This window comes from Pseudomonas sp. LB3P31, assembly GCF_054897945.1.
Genome location: NZ_CM142710.1, coordinates 1,394,283 through 1,409,871 on the forward strand (window position 1 = coordinate 1,394,283; position 15,589 = coordinate 1,409,871).

Below are 15,589 nucleotides of genomic sequence, written 5' to 3' on the forward strand. Positions count from 1 at the left end.
TAAGCTACAGATTATTCAGTGCGGGTCCTGCCTGCACTTGTCACGATTTCTCTGCCCGGATGTCTCATGCGCAGTCGCCTTTTCAGTCTTTTTTCATGTTTGCTTCTTTCTGCCACTGCCATCCAATCAGCCCAGGCGGTAGACCTGTCCACCCAGCGCCAGTATTACGATGAAGCCAAGCGCGCGCTGGCCAAGGGCGATACCGGGCCCTATATGCGCTACAGCCAGGCCCTCGCCGATTATCCGCTGGAACCCTACCTGGCGTATGACGAGCTGACCGCGCGCCTGAAAACCGCAAGCAACGCCGAAATCGAGAAATTCCTCGCCGAACATGGCGACCTGCCCCAGGCCAACTGGATGAAACTGCGCTGGCTGCGCTGGCTGGCCGAACGTGGCGACTGGGCACCCTTCGTCAAGTATTACGACCCCAAGCTGAATTTCACCGAGCTGGACTGCCTGAACGCGCAGTACCAGATCGGCCACAACCAGAAAACCGAAGGCTACGCCAACGCGAACAAACTCTGGCTGACCGGCAAGTCGCTGCCTGCTGCCTGCGACGGCCTGTTTGGCGTGTGGGCGGCTGACGGCCAACTGACTGAACAGAAACGCTGGGAACGCACCAAGCTCGCGGCCCAGGCGCGCAACTACCCGCTGGCCAACAGCCTGGTGAACGGCCTCACCACCCTCGCCCCACGCGGGCGCTTGTTGGTCGATGTGGCGCAGAAGCCCGAAATGCTCAACCAGCCGTCGCGCTTCAGCCCGGCCGATGAGCCGATGTCCGACATCGTCAGCCTCGGCCTGCGTCGCTTGGCGCGCCAGGATCCGGACAAGGCCATGGCCCTGCTCGATGGCTATGCCAGCAGCATGCATTTCTCCCGCGACGAGAAAGTCGCCATTGCCCGGGAGATCGGCCTGACCCTCGCTCGCCGCTTCGACAGCCGCGCGCTGGACGTCATGACCAAATACGACCCGGAGCTGCGCGACAACACCGTATCCGAATGGCGCCTGCGCCTGTTGCTACGCCTGGCGCGTTGGGATGATGCCTATCAGCTGACCCGTCGCCTGCCTCAGGACCTGGCCACCACCAACCGCTGGCGTTACTGGCAGGCCCGCAGCCTGGAATTGGCGCAACCGCAGAACCCGGAAGCGCAGACGCTGTACAAAGGTCTCGCCCGCGAGCGTGATTTCTATGGCTTCCTGGCCGCCGATCGCTCGCAGTCGCCTTATTCGCTGAACAACAAGCCGCTGGTGCTCAGCCAGGCATTGATCACCAAGGTGCGCAACACCCCGGGTGTGCGTCGGGCCCTGGAGTTTCATGCCCGCGGGCAGATCGTCGATGGTCGCCGCGAGTGGTACCACGTCAGCCGCCATTTCAACCGCGATGAAATGGTCGCCCAGGCCAAGCTGGCCTACGACCTGAAATGGTACTTCCCGGCGATCCGCACCATCAGCCAGGCGCAGTACTGGGACGACCTGGATATTCGCTTCCCGATGGCCCACCGCGAAACCCTGGTGCGCGAAGCCAAGGTCCGGGGCCTGCATTCCAGCTGGGTATTCGCAATTACCCGCCAGGAAAGCGCCTTCATGGACGACGCCCGCTCCGGCGTCGGCGCCAGCGGCCTGATGCAACTGATGCCGGCCACCGCCAAAGAAACTGCACGCAAGTTCAGCATCCCCCTGGCCTCGCCGCAGCAAGTGCTCAACCCGGACACCAACATCCAGCTCGGCGCGGCTTACCTGAGTCAGGTCCACGCCCAGTTCAACGGTAACCGCGTGCTCGCCTCTGCCGCCTACAACGCTGGCCCAGGCCGCGTGCGTCAGTGGCTGCGCGGTGCCGACCACCTGAGCTTTGATGTGTGGGTGGAGAGTATTCCGTTCGATGAGACGCGGCAGTATGTGCAGAACGTGTTGTCGTATTCGGTGATCTACGGGCAGAAGTTGAATTCGCCGCAGCCGTTGGTGGATTGGCATGAGCGGTATTTTGATGATCAGTAAGGCTGCCTGAAGCAAGATCAAAAGATCGCAGCCTGCGGCAGCTCCTACGGTGGAACGGTGTACACCCCGTAGGAGCTGCCGAAGGCTGCGATCTTTGGATTCTGCCCCCGCCACCCCACACCAGATAAATGCAACGGCGTACCCCCCCCGTAGGAGCTGCCGAAGGCTGCGATCTTTTGATTGTGATCCTCAAATCCAGATTGCATCCCACAACGGATAATCACCAATCCGACTCACCAACCCCGCCCGCAACGGATTCATGACGATATACCTTGCCGCCCCCTTGATATCCTCATCACGCCGCAACGCGCGATCGTAATACCCCCGCTGCCACAAGCGCCCCTGGTTCCCCCGCAGCAGATTGATCGAACGGCTGCTTCTCGACTTGATGCGACACATCAACTCCGCGAGCGTCCCGTGCTTCAGTTCAACCAGCCAATGCAGATGATCCGGCATCACCACCCAGGCCATAGAAGTGATCGCCGAGGTTTCATCGGCGTGGCGCAGTTGCTCTACCAACAGGCGACCCAAGCGCCAATCAGCAAACACCGGCTGGCGCTGATGGGTGACTGCTGTCAGCAGATACAGGCGCCCCTCTTCAGAAAATCTGGACGTGCGCAGGCGACATCCGTTTGCGGCAATGGGCATTCCGTTGCCCTCCCTGTTTATGCAGATTACGCAAGGCTAGCTCACCGAGCTGAGGCCGATGATCTGCGCGATTTCTGCTTATTTCTGAGCGGAGCTACTTGGTCGGTTACTTGGTCGGTGCCAGGACGGTACTAGGTCGTTTACTGGGTCGGTACTGGGTCGGTTACTGGGTCGCCCACCAGCGCCGACTCACGAAATCTCATGCCCATCACTAAACTGCAACGCCGCCAACCGCGCATACAACGCATTCCCCGCAATCAACTCCTGATGCGTGCCCACCGCAACCAATTTCCCCTGATCCATCACCGCAATCCGGTCGGCGCTCTTCACCGTGGCCAAGCGGTGCGCGATGACCAGGGTGGTGCGGTTTTTCATCAGGCTGGGCAAAGCTTGCTGGATCAGATGCTCGCTCTGGGCATCAAGGGCGCTCGTAGCCTCGTCGAGCAGCAGGATCGGCGCGTCGACCAGCAGCGCGCGGGCGATCGCCAGGCGTTGGCGCTGGCCGCCGGACAAGCCGAGGCCGCCGTCACCGAGGTGGGTCTGGTAACCGTCGGGCATCTGCTCGATGAAGTCGTGGGCATAGGCGATTTTTGCCGCTTCCTGCACCTGCGTCAGGGTCGCGTCAGGGCGGCCGTAGCGGATATTCTCTTCAACGCTGCCGAAAAACAGCGCCGGGTTCTGCGACACCAGGGCGAAACAGCGGCGCAGGTCGAGCGGGTCGAGCTGGGTCAAGGGCACGCCATCCAGCAGGATGCGTCCTTCGACCGGATCGTAGAAGCGCAGCAACAGGTCATACACGGTCGACTTGCCGGCGCCTGAAGGCCCGACCAGCGCCAGGGTTTCGCCGGCACGGATGGTCAGGTTCAGGCCATCGACCGCATAACTGTCGGGGCGCGAGGGATAGGAAAAGCGCACATCCTGCAGCACTACATCGCCGGCTATCCGCTCCGGCAAGGTCACCAGCCCCGAGGTCGGTGGCTGAATGATGTTCTCCGAACGCAGCAACTCGGCAATCCGCTCGGCGGCGCCGGCGGCGCGCTGCAATTCACCGATCACTTCGCTAAGCGTGCCGAACGCACTGCCAACGATCAGGCTGTAAAACACGAACGCCGCCAGCTCGCCCGCGGAAATCCGCCCGGCGATCACGTCCATGCCGCCCACCCACAACATCACGCCGACCGCCCCCAGCACCAGCACGATCACCAGGGTAATCAGCCAGGCGCGCTGGAAGATGCGCTTGCGCGCGGTCTCGAACGCCTGCTCCACCGTCACTGCGAAGCGCTGCTCATCCTGCACCTGATGGTTATAGGCCTGCACGGTCTTGATCTGGCCGAGGGTTTCCGACACATAACTGCCGATATCGGCGATCCGGTCCTGGCTCAGGCGCGACAGGCTGCGCACGCGCCGACCGAAGATCAGGATCGGCGCGATCACCAGCGGCAAGGCAATCACCACAATGCTGGTGAGCTTGGGGTTGGTGATGAACAGCAGCACTATCCCGCCGATCACCATCAGCAAATTACGCAGGAACAGTGACAGCGACGAGCCGATCACCGACTGCAACAACGTAGTGTCTGCGGTCAGGCGCGACTGGATCTCGGAGCTGCGATTGTCCTCGTAAAAACCGGGATGCAGGTACACCAGATGATTGAACACCTGCCGGCGAATGTCCGCGACCACCCGCTCGCCGATCCACGACACCAGGTAGAAACGCGCAAAGGTGCCGATGGCCAGCCCCACCACCAGCACCATGAACAGACCAATGGACTGATTGAGCAAATGCGGCGACTGAGTCATGAACCCCTGGTCCACCAGCAGCCGAATGCCCTGCCCCATGGACAAGGTAATCCCCGCCGTGACAATCAACGCCAGCAAGGCGCCGAGGGCTGGCCCGCGGTAGGGTGCGAGGAAACGACTGGTCAGGCGAATGGCACGGCGGTGACGGGCAGAAAGCATTTAAATCATCCATTGACGCCACGGCGCGTGGGTTGAAGGGAACTTGTGTAAATCACAATGAGTCAGGTTAATTATGACCGCAAGGCCTAGCCTCTAGACGCTATTGGTCTAAAGTCCGGGTGGCAACCCTGCGTTATTTCTGGTGGACTGTCGATGCCGTTCAGGAAAGACTGCAGGGAGCTGTCACAGCCCGGTCACCAAGCGGTTTTAAAGTAAGCACACAACCTGATGAGGAGACAGGCCATGTCCTTGCAACAACGCAGCGATGACAAGATTGAAGTGATTCGTACACAGCCAGGCCAGTCTCTGGGCTGCTCGATTATCGACGAGCAGGGGCGCGAAGTACCGATCACTGAAGACATGATCCAGGGCGCTTGCAGCGAACTGGAACAGCGATTGGTCAAGCCTGCCAAACAAGATTGATATAGCCCGTCTTCTTGACCCGGCCTAGATGGCCGGGTTTTTTATGGGTGCTTGTATTAGGGTCTGCGGTGTGGCCATCGCGAGCAGGCTCACTCCTACAGGGGTTGGGCCGCTCACGTAATCGTGGTCGCTGCAGATCAACTGTAGGAGTGAGCCTGCTCGCGATTGGGCCAACTCGGTCCCTAAACCGCTACAGCCCCCAACGCCGCCACAATCCCCCGCAACTCCACCGACTCCCCTTCAATCCTGACCTGCAACCCATCAATTTCCCGCCGCAGCGGATAATGCTTGCGCAGCAAATCAAACGCCGCACGCTGCTCACCCACACTGCCTACAAGGCTACGCCGAAAATCCGCATCATCCCGGCGCGGGTCGTACACCCCGCGGCACAACATCGCCAGCGCCCAGGCCGGGTCGGTCTGGGCATTCAAAGTCACCTGCGCCAACCACGGTGCGGGCAACAAATCGCTCAACTGCACCTCGGCAGGCTGCCCGAGGAAAGCGCAATACGCCTGATAGATCTGCGCCGTCCCGCGCTGCTTGCCATCCAGGCTGTAACCGGCAATGTGCGGCGTCGCCAGCACGCAAAGGTCCGCCAGCGCCACATCAACTTCAGGCTCGCCTTCCCAGACATCCAGCACCGCCTGCAGATCTTCACGCTCCAGCAACACGTTGCGCAGGGCAGCGTTGTCGACCACCGGGCCACGGCTGGCGTTGATGAGCCAGGTGCCGGGCTTGAGCTGGTTCAGGCGATTTTTGTCGAACAGGTGCCAGGTTGACTGCGCGCCATGTTTTTTCAAGGGCGTGTGCAGGCTGATCACATCGCACTGCTCGATGATCTGCTCAAAGCTGACAAACTCGCCCCCTTCGACGGCCTGCCGCGGTGGATCACAGACCAGCACCTTCCAGCCCAGTCCTTGCAGGACTTTGACCAGACGCCCGCCCACTTCACCGGCGCCGACCACGCCATAGGTGCGCTGCTTGAGGTCCGCGCCTTCGATTTCGGCCAGGGTCAGCAGGCTGCCGAGCACATAGTCGACTACGCCCCGGGCGTTGCAACCGGGGGCGCTCGACCAGGTGATGCCGGCCTGCTGGAAGTAGTCCAGGTCCAGGTGATCGGTGCCGATGGTGCAGGTTCCGACAAACCGCACCTTGCTGCCTTCGAGCAGTGCGCGGTTGACGTTGGTCACGGAGCGCACCAGCAGCACGTCGGCCTCTGCGACGGTAGCGCGATCAATGGACCGCCCCGGGACCCGGCGGATTTCACCGAAAGATTCGAAAAAGGCATCGAGCAGCGGGATATTTTCGTCGGCAACAATCAGCATGGCGGGCTCCTTTGGGGGATCGGCAGTGTAGGCGTAGATGCTATCCAGCGCCTAGCACCGATCCCCGGCTACCCGTAGGAGCTGCCGAAGGCTGCGATCCTTTGACCTTGATCTTCAGGGCATTCAAACCAACCTGCCACCCCCGTAGGAGCTGCCGAAGGCTGCGATCTTCTGACCTTGAGCTTCGGGGCATTCAAACCAACCTGCCACCCCCTTAGGAGCTGCCGAAGGCTGCGATCTTCTGACCTTGATCTTCGGGGCATTCAAACCAACCTGCCACCCCCGTAGGAGCTGCCGAAGGCTGCGATCTTCTGACCTTGATCTTCGGGGGCATTCAAACCAACCTGCCACCCCCGTAGGAGCTGCCGAAGGCTGCGATCTTCTGACCTTGAGCTTCGGGGCATTCAAACCAACCTGCCACCCCCGTAGGAGCTGCCGAAGGCTGCGATCTTCTGACCTTGATCTTCGGGGCATTCAAACCAACCTGCCACCCCCGTAGGAGCTGCCGAAGGCTGCGATCTTCTGACCTTGATCTTCGGGGCATTCGTACCAATCAAAGCAAGATCAAAAGATCGCAGCCTTCGGCAGCTCCTACGGGGGGATCGTGGCGAGGTGCCGGAACGGTGATCACGCGATTACAAATCCCCAACACAGCTATTTTCCTGACCACTGCGTCAACGCGTAGAATGCCCCGCCGCCTCGCGCATCAAAACCTTCTGGACGCTTCGCCTTGAATTCCGTAACTGACCGCTCCACCACCCTCCCCCTCACCCGCCCGGCCCGGGTGCGCCTGGAGCTGAAAAATCTGCTCGGCCTGGCCCTGCCGATCATGATCGCGCAGCTGGCCACCACCGCGATGGGTTTCGTCGATGCGGTGATGGCCGGCCGGGTCGGGCCGAAAGATCTGGCAGCCGTGGCTCTGGGCAACTCGATCTGGGTCCCGGTGTTCCTGCTGATGACCGGCACCCTGCTGGCCACCACGCCAAAAGTCGCCCAGCGTTTCGGCGCCGGCACCCACAGCGAAATCGGCCCGATCGTGCGCCAGGCATTGTGGCTGGCATTGGTGGTGGGATTGATGGCCACCGGTATGCTGTTCAGCGCCGAGCCGATCCTGCACCTGATGAACGTCGACCCCGAGCTCATTGGCCCGTGCATGCAATACCTGCACGGCATCGCCAGCGGCTTGCCTGCGGTCGCGCTTTATCACGTGCTGCGCTGCTTCAGTGACGGCCTGGGGCGCACCCGACCGGCGATGGTCCTGGGCCTGTGCGGCCTGGCGCTGAACATCCCGCTCAACTACATCTTCATCTACGGCCACTTCGGCGTGCCGGCCATGGGCGGCGTCGGCTGCGGCTGGGCCACGGCGATCGTGATGTGGGTGATGGCGCTGGGCATGGCCGGGTGGGAGCGCTGGGCCCCGGCGTACCAGTCGAGCCAGTTGTTCAGCCGCTTCGACTGGCCGCAATGGGCTGTAATCAAGCGCCTGCTGAGCATCGGCCTGCCGATCGGCATCGCGGTGTTCGCTGAGTCGAGCATCTTCGCCGTGATCGCCCTGCTGATCGGCAGCCTCGGCGCCACCGTGGTCGCCGGGCACCAGATCGCCCTTAACTTCAGCTCGTTGGTATTCATGATCCCCTACTCCCTCGGCATGGCCGTGACCGTACGGGTCGGCCAGGCTCTGGGGCGCGAGCAGCCGCGGGAAGCGCGGTTCGCCGCTGGTGTAGGCATGGGCACTGCGCTGGCGTATGCGTGCATTTCGGCGAGCATGATGCTGTTGCTGCGCGAGCAGATCGCGACCATCTACACTTCGGACCCGACGGTGATTCACGTTGCGGCGATGCTGATCGTGTACTCGGCGCTGTTCCAGTTCTCCGACGCGATCCAGGTCACGGCGGCCGGCGCACTGCGTGGTTATCAGGACACTCGGGTAACGATGATCCTCACACTGTTCGCCTACTGGGGCATCGGTCTACCCGTGGGTTACGCCCTGGGCCTCACCGACTGGTTCGGCACCCCAAGCGGCCCAAGCGGCCTATGGCAAGGCCTGATCGTCGGCCTAAGCTGCGCAGCGCTGATGCTGTCAATCCGCCTGACCCGCAGCGCCCGCCGCCGCATCCGCATAACCCTGTAAAACCCCAAACACCGCGTGCAGCCCGACTGCACGCGCAATCTCCAACGACCACCCCCCTGTAGGAGCGAGCCTGCTCGCGAAAAACCCCCAGACACCGCGTGCATCCAGACAGCCCGCGCAATCGCCAACAACCACTCCCCTGTAGGAGCGAGCCTGCTCGCGAAAAACCCCCAAACACCGCGCGCATCCAGACTGCCCGCGTAATCGTTAACGACCATCGCAGGCAAGCCAGCTCCCACAAGGTGACCGTCCACGGTTATGCGAGCTTCTTGCGAATCCAATACAGGTAAGTACCCGCCTCTTCATGCTGCCCAACCAGCTCATGGTCAAGAAACACGCAGAACTTGGGAATATCGCGCCGGGTCGACGGGTCGGTGGCAATCACCTTCAACAACCCGCCGGGCACCAGGTCGCGGATGTGCTGGTGCAGCATCATCACCGGCTCCGGGCAATTTAGGCCGGTGGCGTCGAGGGTGCCGTCAACCGGCGTATCAAGCATTTCACTCATGATTCACTCCTGAAACTGGCCGACATTGTCGCGCAATGTCGGGTGTTCGGTCATCTATGGCTCACCGCCGATCCACTGTAGGAGCTGCGGATTGAAACGAGGCTGCGATCTTTTGATCTTGCTTCCACACTGTCCAGATCAAAAGATCGCAGCCTCGTTTCTCTCGACAGCTCCTACAGGGGGCCAGGCGTTTATCGGGATTTCGGCTTCTTCACATCAATCCTGCGCAAATGACACGTCACCTCTTCCCGGTCGTGATACAGCTGCTTACAGCCAATCTCAACCCGAATCCCCCGCGCTTTAAACCCCTCGGCAATCCGCTCAAGCAACCGCTTCACCTCGGCATACCGCTGCTTCATCGGCAACTTCAAGTTCACCACCGCCTCACGGCAATGCCCCTCGCCGATCCACTCCTCCAGCATCGCCGCATTGCGCGCCGGCTTCTCGACAATGTCGCAAACCATCCAGTCCACCGGCTGCCTTGGCTTGAAGGTAAAACCATCCGCCATCAAATGCTGCACCAACCCGGTTTCCATCAGGCTTTCCGCCATCGGCCCGTTATCGATCGCCGTCACCAGCATCCCACGGTTCACCAGCTGCCAGGTCCAGCCACCCGGCGCAGCGCCAAGGTCCACACCCGTCATGTCACTGTGCAAACGCTCATCCCACTGATCACGCGGGATAAAATGATGCCAAGCCTCCTCCAGCTTCAACGTCGAACGACTCGGCGCTTCACGGGGAAACTTCAAACGCGGAATACCCATCGGCCACATCGCCGAGTTATTCGACTCCGCCAACCCCATGAACACTTCACGCCCACTCTTGAACGTCAGCAACAACCGCGGCTTGTGCTCATCTTCCACCAACTTGCCAGCCGCCATCAGCGCCTTGCGCAAATGCACTTCGAACTTCTTGCAGAAATTCGACAGCTCCTTGCCATCGTTGGTGTCGACCATCTCCAGCCACAGGCTGCCGCACAGCGGAAAATCCGCCATGTGCGCGAGGATCACACTGATGCGATCAGTTTCCGGCAGATCGATAAACATCCCGCGCGCCCACTGGCGCGGAAAGATCAGCTCGGCAAAACGCTGCCCGCGCATCAGGCGCTGGGCGCCGTCTTCCTCGGTACAGATAAATTCGGCAAAGGCGCTGGCGGTCTTGGCCTTGGCATAACCGGACACATTCAAGCGGGCGGCATGCTCGGAAATCTCCGAGCAGACTTCGCCTTCGAAGCCCGGCCGGCAATGCATAAAGAGGGTGTTCATTAAATCTCCTGGGCAATCGGCAATATTAAGTTGCGCAACTTGCCCTGTAGCAAAGCCTGTCACGAAAACCGGCGCATGATAGCCGAGTTCGGAACCTTGGACCTGTCCATAGAGTCCAGTCGTTAGCTTTCAGCCGCAAACAGGACTAGGTTTAGACCTCAGTTCGTCCCCTCAGTCCGTAGCCGTGCGGATCATAAGGAGTGATCGTAATGCCGTCCCTCGATAGCCTGAAAACCCTCAAGACCCTGCAAATCGACGACAAGACCTACCATTATTTCAGTCTGCCCGACGCTGCAAAAAGCCTCGGTGACCTCGACAAACTGCCTATGTCGTTGAAAGTGCTGCTGGAAAACCTGCTGCGCTGGGAAGATGAAAAAACCGTCACCGGCGCCGACCTCAAGGCCATTGCCGCCTGGCTCAAGGAGCGCCGCTCCGACCGGGAAATCCAGTACCGCCCCGCGCGGGTATTGATGCAAGACTTTACCGGGGTGCCCGCCGTAGTCGACCTGGCCGCCATGCGCGCCGCCATGGCCAAGGCCGGCGGCGACCCGCAACGGATCAACCCGCTATCACCCGTCGACCTGGTGATCGACCACTCGGTGATGGTCGACAAATTCGGCAGCCCCGGCGCCTTCGAACAGAACGTCGACATCGAAATGCAGCGCAATGGCGAGCGCTACGCCTTCCTGCGCTGGGGCCAGAGCGCCTTCGACAACTTCAGCGTCGTGCCGCCGGGCACCGGCATCTGCCACCAGGTCAACCTCGAATACCTCGGCCGCACCGTCTGGACCAAAGACGAAGACGGCCGCACCTACGCCTTCCCCGACACCCTGGTCGGCACCGACTCCCACACCACCATGATCAACGGCCTCGGCGTCCTCGGCTGGGGCGTCGGCGGTATCGAAGCCGAAGCGGCGATGCTCGGCCAGCCAGTATCGATGCTGATACCGGAAGTCATCGGCTTCAAACTCACCGGCAAGCTCAAGGAAGGCATCACCGCCACCGACCTGGTGCTCACCGTCACCCAGATGCTGCGCAAGAAAGGCGTAGTCGGCAAATTCGTCGAATTCTACGGCGACGGCCTCGCCGACCTGCCCCTGGCCGACCGCGCGACCATCGCCAACATGGCCCCGGAATACGGCGCCACCTGCGGCTTCTTCCCGGTAGACGACGTCACCCTCGACTACCTGCGCCTGTCCGGCCGCCCGCCAGAAACCGTGAAACTGGTCGAGGCCTACTGCAAAGCCCAGGGCCTGTGGCGCCTGCCGGGCAAGGAACCGGTATTCACCGACAGCCTCGCCCTCGACATGACCAGCGTCGAAGCCAGCCTCGCCGGCCCGAAACGCCCGCAAGACCGCGTCTCGCTGCCCAACGTCGCCCAGGCCTTCAGCGACTTCATCGACCTGCAATTCAAACCCACCAGCAAGGAAGAAGGTCGCCTGGAAAGTGAAGGCGGCGGCGGAGTAGCGGTGGGCAACGCCGATCTGGTCGGCGAAACCGACTACGAATACGACGGCCACACCTACCGCCTGAAAAACGGCGCCGTGGTCATCGCCGCCATCACCTCCTGCACCAACACCTCCAACCCCAGCGTGATGATGGCTGCGGGCCTGGTGGCAAAAAAGGCCGTGGAAAAAGGCCTCACGCGCAAACCCTGGGTCAAAAGCTCCCTGGCCCCCGGCTCGAAAGTCGTCACCGACTACTACAAAGCCGCAGGCCTCACCCAATACCTCGATCAACTCGGCTTCGCCCTGGTCGGCTACGGCTGCACCACCTGCATCGGCAACTCCGGCCCGCTGCCGGAACCGATCGAAAAAGCCATCCAGAAAGCCGACCTCACCGTCGCCTCCGTCCTGTCCGGCAACCGCAACTTCGAAGGCCGCGTGCACCCCTTGGTGAAAACCAACTGGCTCGCCTCCCCGCCACTGGTCGTCGCCTACGCCCTGGCCGGCACCGTGCGCACCGACATCAGCAGCGAACCCCTGGGCAACGACAAGGACGGCAACCCGGTCTACCTGCGCGACATCTGGCCCAGCACCCAGGAAATCGCCGACGCGGTAAATAAAGTCAACACCGCCATGTTCCACAAGGAATACGCCGAAGTCTTCGCCGGCGACGAACAATGGCAAGCCATCGAAGTCCCGCAAGCCGCGACCTACGTCTGGCAGGACGACTCCACCTACATCCAGCACCCACCGTTCTTCGACGACATCGGCGGCCCGCCACCCGTTGTAAAAGACGTCTCCGGCGCCCGGGTCCTCGCCCTGCTCGGCGACTCCGTCACCACCGACCACATCTCGCCTGCCGGCAACATCAAGACCGACAGCCCTGCTGGCCAATATCTGCGTGGCAAGGGTGTGGATCCTCGGGACTTCAACTCCTACGGCTCACGCCGTGGGAATCATGAAGTGATGATGCGGGGCACCTTTGCCAACATTCGGATTCGTAATGAAATGCTGGGTGGGGAAGAAGGTGGCAACACCCTCTACATTCCTACTGGGGAAAAAGTCGCGATCTACGACGCCGCCATGCGCTATCAGGCGGCTGGTACGCCACTGGTTGTTATCGCTGGTCAGGAATATGGCACAGGCTCAAGTCGTGACTGGGCGGCCAAAGGGACCAACTTGCTGGGCGTGAAAGCGGTCATTGCCGAGAGCTTTGAGCGTATTCACCGATCTAACCTGGTGGGGATGGGCGTACTGCCGTTGCAGTTCAAGCTGGATCAGAATCGCAAAAGCCTGAAGCTCACAGGGAAGGAAACCATCGATATCCTTGGGCTGACTGGCATCGAGCTGACACCCCGGATGAACCTGACCCTGGTCATCACCCGAGAAGACGGCAGCCGCGAAAAAATCGAAGTCTTGTGCCGCATCGACACACTAAACGAAGTCGAATACTTCAAATCCGGCGGCATCCTGCACTACGTACTGCGCCAACTAATAGCCTCGTAATCCAGTCGGGGGGACCAAAAATCCCCCCAACACCCCAACCCCCCCCCCTGTAGGAGCGAGCCTGCTCGCGATAGCGGTCCATCAGCCACTAAATCCCCTCAGCAAATGCACCCACCCGCGACCGCAACCCCAAAATACCTAACACTTCTGATAGTAGGCAGAACCTGCGAATCCAACGATCCTAGGCCCACGATTTCCAGCGCCTCGGGATCACCTCAAATGCCAACTAACGCCCACTTGATCCTGGCTCGCTACACCTACGACCCACTCGACCGCCTGACCCATTGCTCCCCCTCCGAACAGCCCTACATCCAGCGCTATTACTGCAAGACGCGCCTCTCCACCGAGATACAAGGCACCACCCACCGCAGCATCTTGCAACACGAAGACCAGCTATTGGCGCAGCACCACCGAGATGGCGCAGCGACCTCCACCGCCCTGCTGTTAACGGATCTGCAACGATCGTTACACCACGCAATCCATGGCAACTTGCCTTACGTCTTTGCATACACGCCCTACGGCCATCGTCCACTAACGAACGGTGTGCTCGACCTGCTCGGCTTCAACGGCGAAACCATGGACCCGGTGACCGGTTACTATCATCTTGGGAATGGGTATCGCGAGTACAACCCAGTGCTGATGCGGTTCAACGGCCCGGACAGCTGGAGTCCGTTCGGGGCTGGTGGGTTGAATGCCTATGCATATTGCGCGGGGGATCCGATTAACAATCGCGATCCATCCGGGCATGGCCTCAAGTCAATTCTCCGCGTGAACAGGCCCCCTGTACCTCCCAGATCTCGCAAAGCGCCTCTTATTACATCTGAAGATACCGCTGGAGTAGCAGCCGTGGAGCCCGAAACGCCGATTCAGAGGAAGCTTTTTGATTTTCCTCATTTCACCTCGAAGACCAGAAGCAACACGCTTTCAAACGCGTCGACATTGCTTCATGAGGAGGAGGCGGTAACACTGATCGATGACATTAAAACGACAGCTGCGCAACGGTACGCCGGCCCTACGGCATCTTTCAATTACATGGATTACAAAACTGAAAGAATAAATAATAAAAAAAAACTGATGGAGTTTCATAACAAAAAGAACGCAACAGAGAAACTTCCCAAACTACCAGTGCGTCGCATACGTCTGGGCTCTGAGCACATTCAGCGATTTGATAAAATAGATGGGGAGTTTCTAGGTGAAGTGAAAATACGCCCTATTGCCCAATTTCGACAATCCGTCCCGGAATAACGCGCTTAAGAACCTATCGTCGTTATTGCCTGGGATGGAACCCCCGAACCGCATTTGTAGGGTGAACACCATGGCTGCAGAACGCCAGTTAAACAATACCCCACCAAGCCCGAACACTTTTAAAAACAACTAAATCTGCCGGATCCATTGCCGATCCCGCCCCGCATCTGCCTAAATTGCCCCACCGAATCACGCCCCAACCAAGGATGACCCAATGCTCCGCCTACCCTGGCCGTACCTCACCATGCTCACCGCCGGCTACGTCCTGGCGCTCACCTACGGTCAACTGTCCCTCCAGGCCAGCATCCCCATCACCCTGCTCCTGCTCGCCGGCCTCGCCGTCCAACCACAAAACCACCGCTACGCCCGCTACCTAGGCCACAGCCTGTTCGTCCTCCTCGCGCTAGCCCTGGCCCTGCACTACCTGCCAGGCTTCCACAACGCCCAAGCCATAGAGCCCCAACGCTTCAGCGAAAACGCCGTCCCGTTTTCCATGTACCTCAATCTCGACAAACCGCTGCTCGGCTTCTGGCTCCTGCTCGCCTGCCCATGGATCATCGCCCAGCGCTCATTCAGCCAAACCCTGAAAATCAGCGCCATCGCCCTGCCGCTCACTGCACTAGCCACATTCGCCAGCGCCTGGCTCCTGGGCATCATCGAATGGTCCCCAAAGTGGCCCGACGTCGCCCGCATCTGGCTCATCAACAACCTGCTACTAGTCACCCTGGTCGAAGAAGCCCTGTTCCGCGGCTATATACAAGGCGGCCTGACCCAAAGACTCAAACACCTGCCCTACGGCGAAAACCTCGCCCTGTTACTCGCCGCAACAGTTTTCGGTCTAGCCCACTGGGGCGCCGGCTGGCAGTGGGTCCTGCTGGCAACCCTCGCCGGCATCGGCTACGGCCTGGCCTACCGCTTCGGCGGACTGGCCGCTGCGATGGCCACGCATTTCGGGTTAAACCTGCTGCACTTCGGGCTGTTCACCTACCCAATGCTGGCGGGATAGCAACAGGGACCAAGCAAACGCCCGTATGACAGAAAGTTCAACTGAACCTTGACCCTCCCCCCCTACGCCACTAGAGTGCACGCTTTTAAAATGGCCCCGGCAGCAGTAATGCACCGGAGAAGGCCGTACTGTTGCG

Annotated in this window: 11 protein-coding genes; 6 read left to right on the forward strand and 5 right to left on the reverse strand. The window is 60.6% G+C overall.

The features are described 5' to 3' along the window. Positions 1-66: 66 nt before the first annotated feature. Entirely contained in the window at positions 67-1,995 is a 1,929-nt protein-coding gene (locus tag ACYZTK_RS06280; RefSeq protein WP_462013649.1) for a transglycosylase SLT domain-containing protein, read from the forward strand. A 189-nt stretch (positions 1,996-2,184) separates the two neighbouring features. Here ACYZTK_RS06280 and ACYZTK_RS06285 read toward each other — a convergent pair whose 3' ends face one another. Both ACYZTK_RS06285 and ACYZTK_RS06290 read right to left on the reverse strand, forming a co-directional pair. Beyond that, positions 2,185-2,643 carry an REP-associated tyrosine transposase gene (locus ACYZTK_RS06285; protein ID WP_462013650.1) on the reverse strand — a complete coding sequence of 153 codons (459 nt, stop codon included), beginning with the start codon at positions 2,641-2,643 and terminating at the stop codon, positions 2,185-2,187. A gap of 189 nt (positions 2,644-2,832) precedes the next feature. Continuing rightward, positions 2,833-4,599: an ABC transporter transmembrane domain-containing protein gene (locus tag ACYZTK_RS06290; protein ID WP_462013651.1), complete on the reverse strand. Its 1,767-nt coding sequence runs from the start codon at positions 4,597-4,599 to the stop codon at positions 2,833-2,835. Between the two features lie 243 nt (positions 4,600-4,842). On the opposite strand from ACYZTK_RS06290, the gene ACYZTK_RS06295 reads away from it, so the two are divergent. After that, the gene (locus tag ACYZTK_RS06295; RefSeq protein ID WP_462013652.1) at positions 4,843-5,022 is read left to right on the forward strand and encodes a PA1571 family protein; all 180 of its coding nucleotides are present in this window, start codon (positions 4,843-4,845) and stop codon (positions 5,020-5,022) included. A 182-nt stretch (positions 5,023-5,204) separates the two neighbouring features. On the opposite strand, the gene pdxB is transcribed toward ACYZTK_RS06295, so the two are convergent. After that, the gene (gene pdxB / locus ACYZTK_RS06300; protein WP_462013653.1) at positions 5,205-6,347 is read right to left on the reverse strand and encodes a 4-phosphoerythronate dehydrogenase PdxB; all 1,143 of its coding nucleotides are present in this window, start codon (positions 6,345-6,347) and stop codon (positions 5,205-5,207) included. Between the two features lie 730 nt (positions 6,348-7,077). Here pdxB and ACYZTK_RS06305 point away from each other — a divergent pair. Further along, on the forward strand, positions 7,078-8,478 hold the full coding sequence (locus tag ACYZTK_RS06305) for an MATE family efflux transporter (RefSeq protein WP_462013654.1): 1,401 nt from the start codon (positions 7,078-7,080) through the stop codon (positions 8,476-8,478). Positions 8,479-8,734: 256 nt separating this feature from the next. Here ACYZTK_RS06305 and tusA read toward each other — a convergent pair whose 3' ends face one another. Next, positions 8,735-8,986, reverse strand: a complete 252-nt coding sequence (gene tusA, locus ACYZTK_RS06310) for a sulfurtransferase TusA (protein ID WP_045062389.1) — start codon at positions 8,984-8,986, stop codon at positions 8,735-8,737. A gap of 191 nt (positions 8,987-9,177) precedes the next feature. After that, the gene (rlmM, locus tag ACYZTK_RS06315) at positions 9,178-10,251 is read right to left on the reverse strand and encodes a 23S rRNA (cytidine(2498)-2'-O)-methyltransferase RlmM (protein ID WP_462013655.1); all 1,074 of its coding nucleotides are present in this window, start codon (positions 10,249-10,251) and stop codon (positions 9,178-9,180) included. A 209-nt stretch (positions 10,252-10,460) separates the two neighbouring features. Here rlmM and acnA point away from each other — a divergent pair, with 209 nt between their 5' ends. The 3 genes from acnA to ACYZTK_RS06330 all read left to right on the forward strand — a co-directional run bounded on the left by acnA (position 10,461) and on the right by ACYZTK_RS06330 (position 15,453). Further along, positions 10,461-13,202, forward strand: a complete 2,742-nt coding sequence (gene acnA / locus ACYZTK_RS06320; RefSeq protein WP_462013656.1) for an aconitate hydratase AcnA — start codon at positions 10,461-10,463, stop codon at positions 13,200-13,202. 219 nt (positions 13,203-13,421) lie between these two features. Further along, the gene (locus tag ACYZTK_RS06325) at positions 13,422-14,447 is read left to right on the forward strand and encodes an RHS repeat-associated core domain-containing protein (RefSeq protein WP_462013657.1); all 1,026 of its coding nucleotides are present in this window, start codon (positions 13,422-13,424) and stop codon (positions 14,445-14,447) included. Positions 14,448-14,661: 214 nt separating this feature from the next. Further along, entirely contained in the window at positions 14,662-15,453 is a 792-nt protein-coding gene (locus ACYZTK_RS06330) for a lysostaphin resistance A-like protein (protein ID WP_462013658.1), read from the forward strand. Positions 15,454-15,589: the final 136 nt, after the last annotated feature.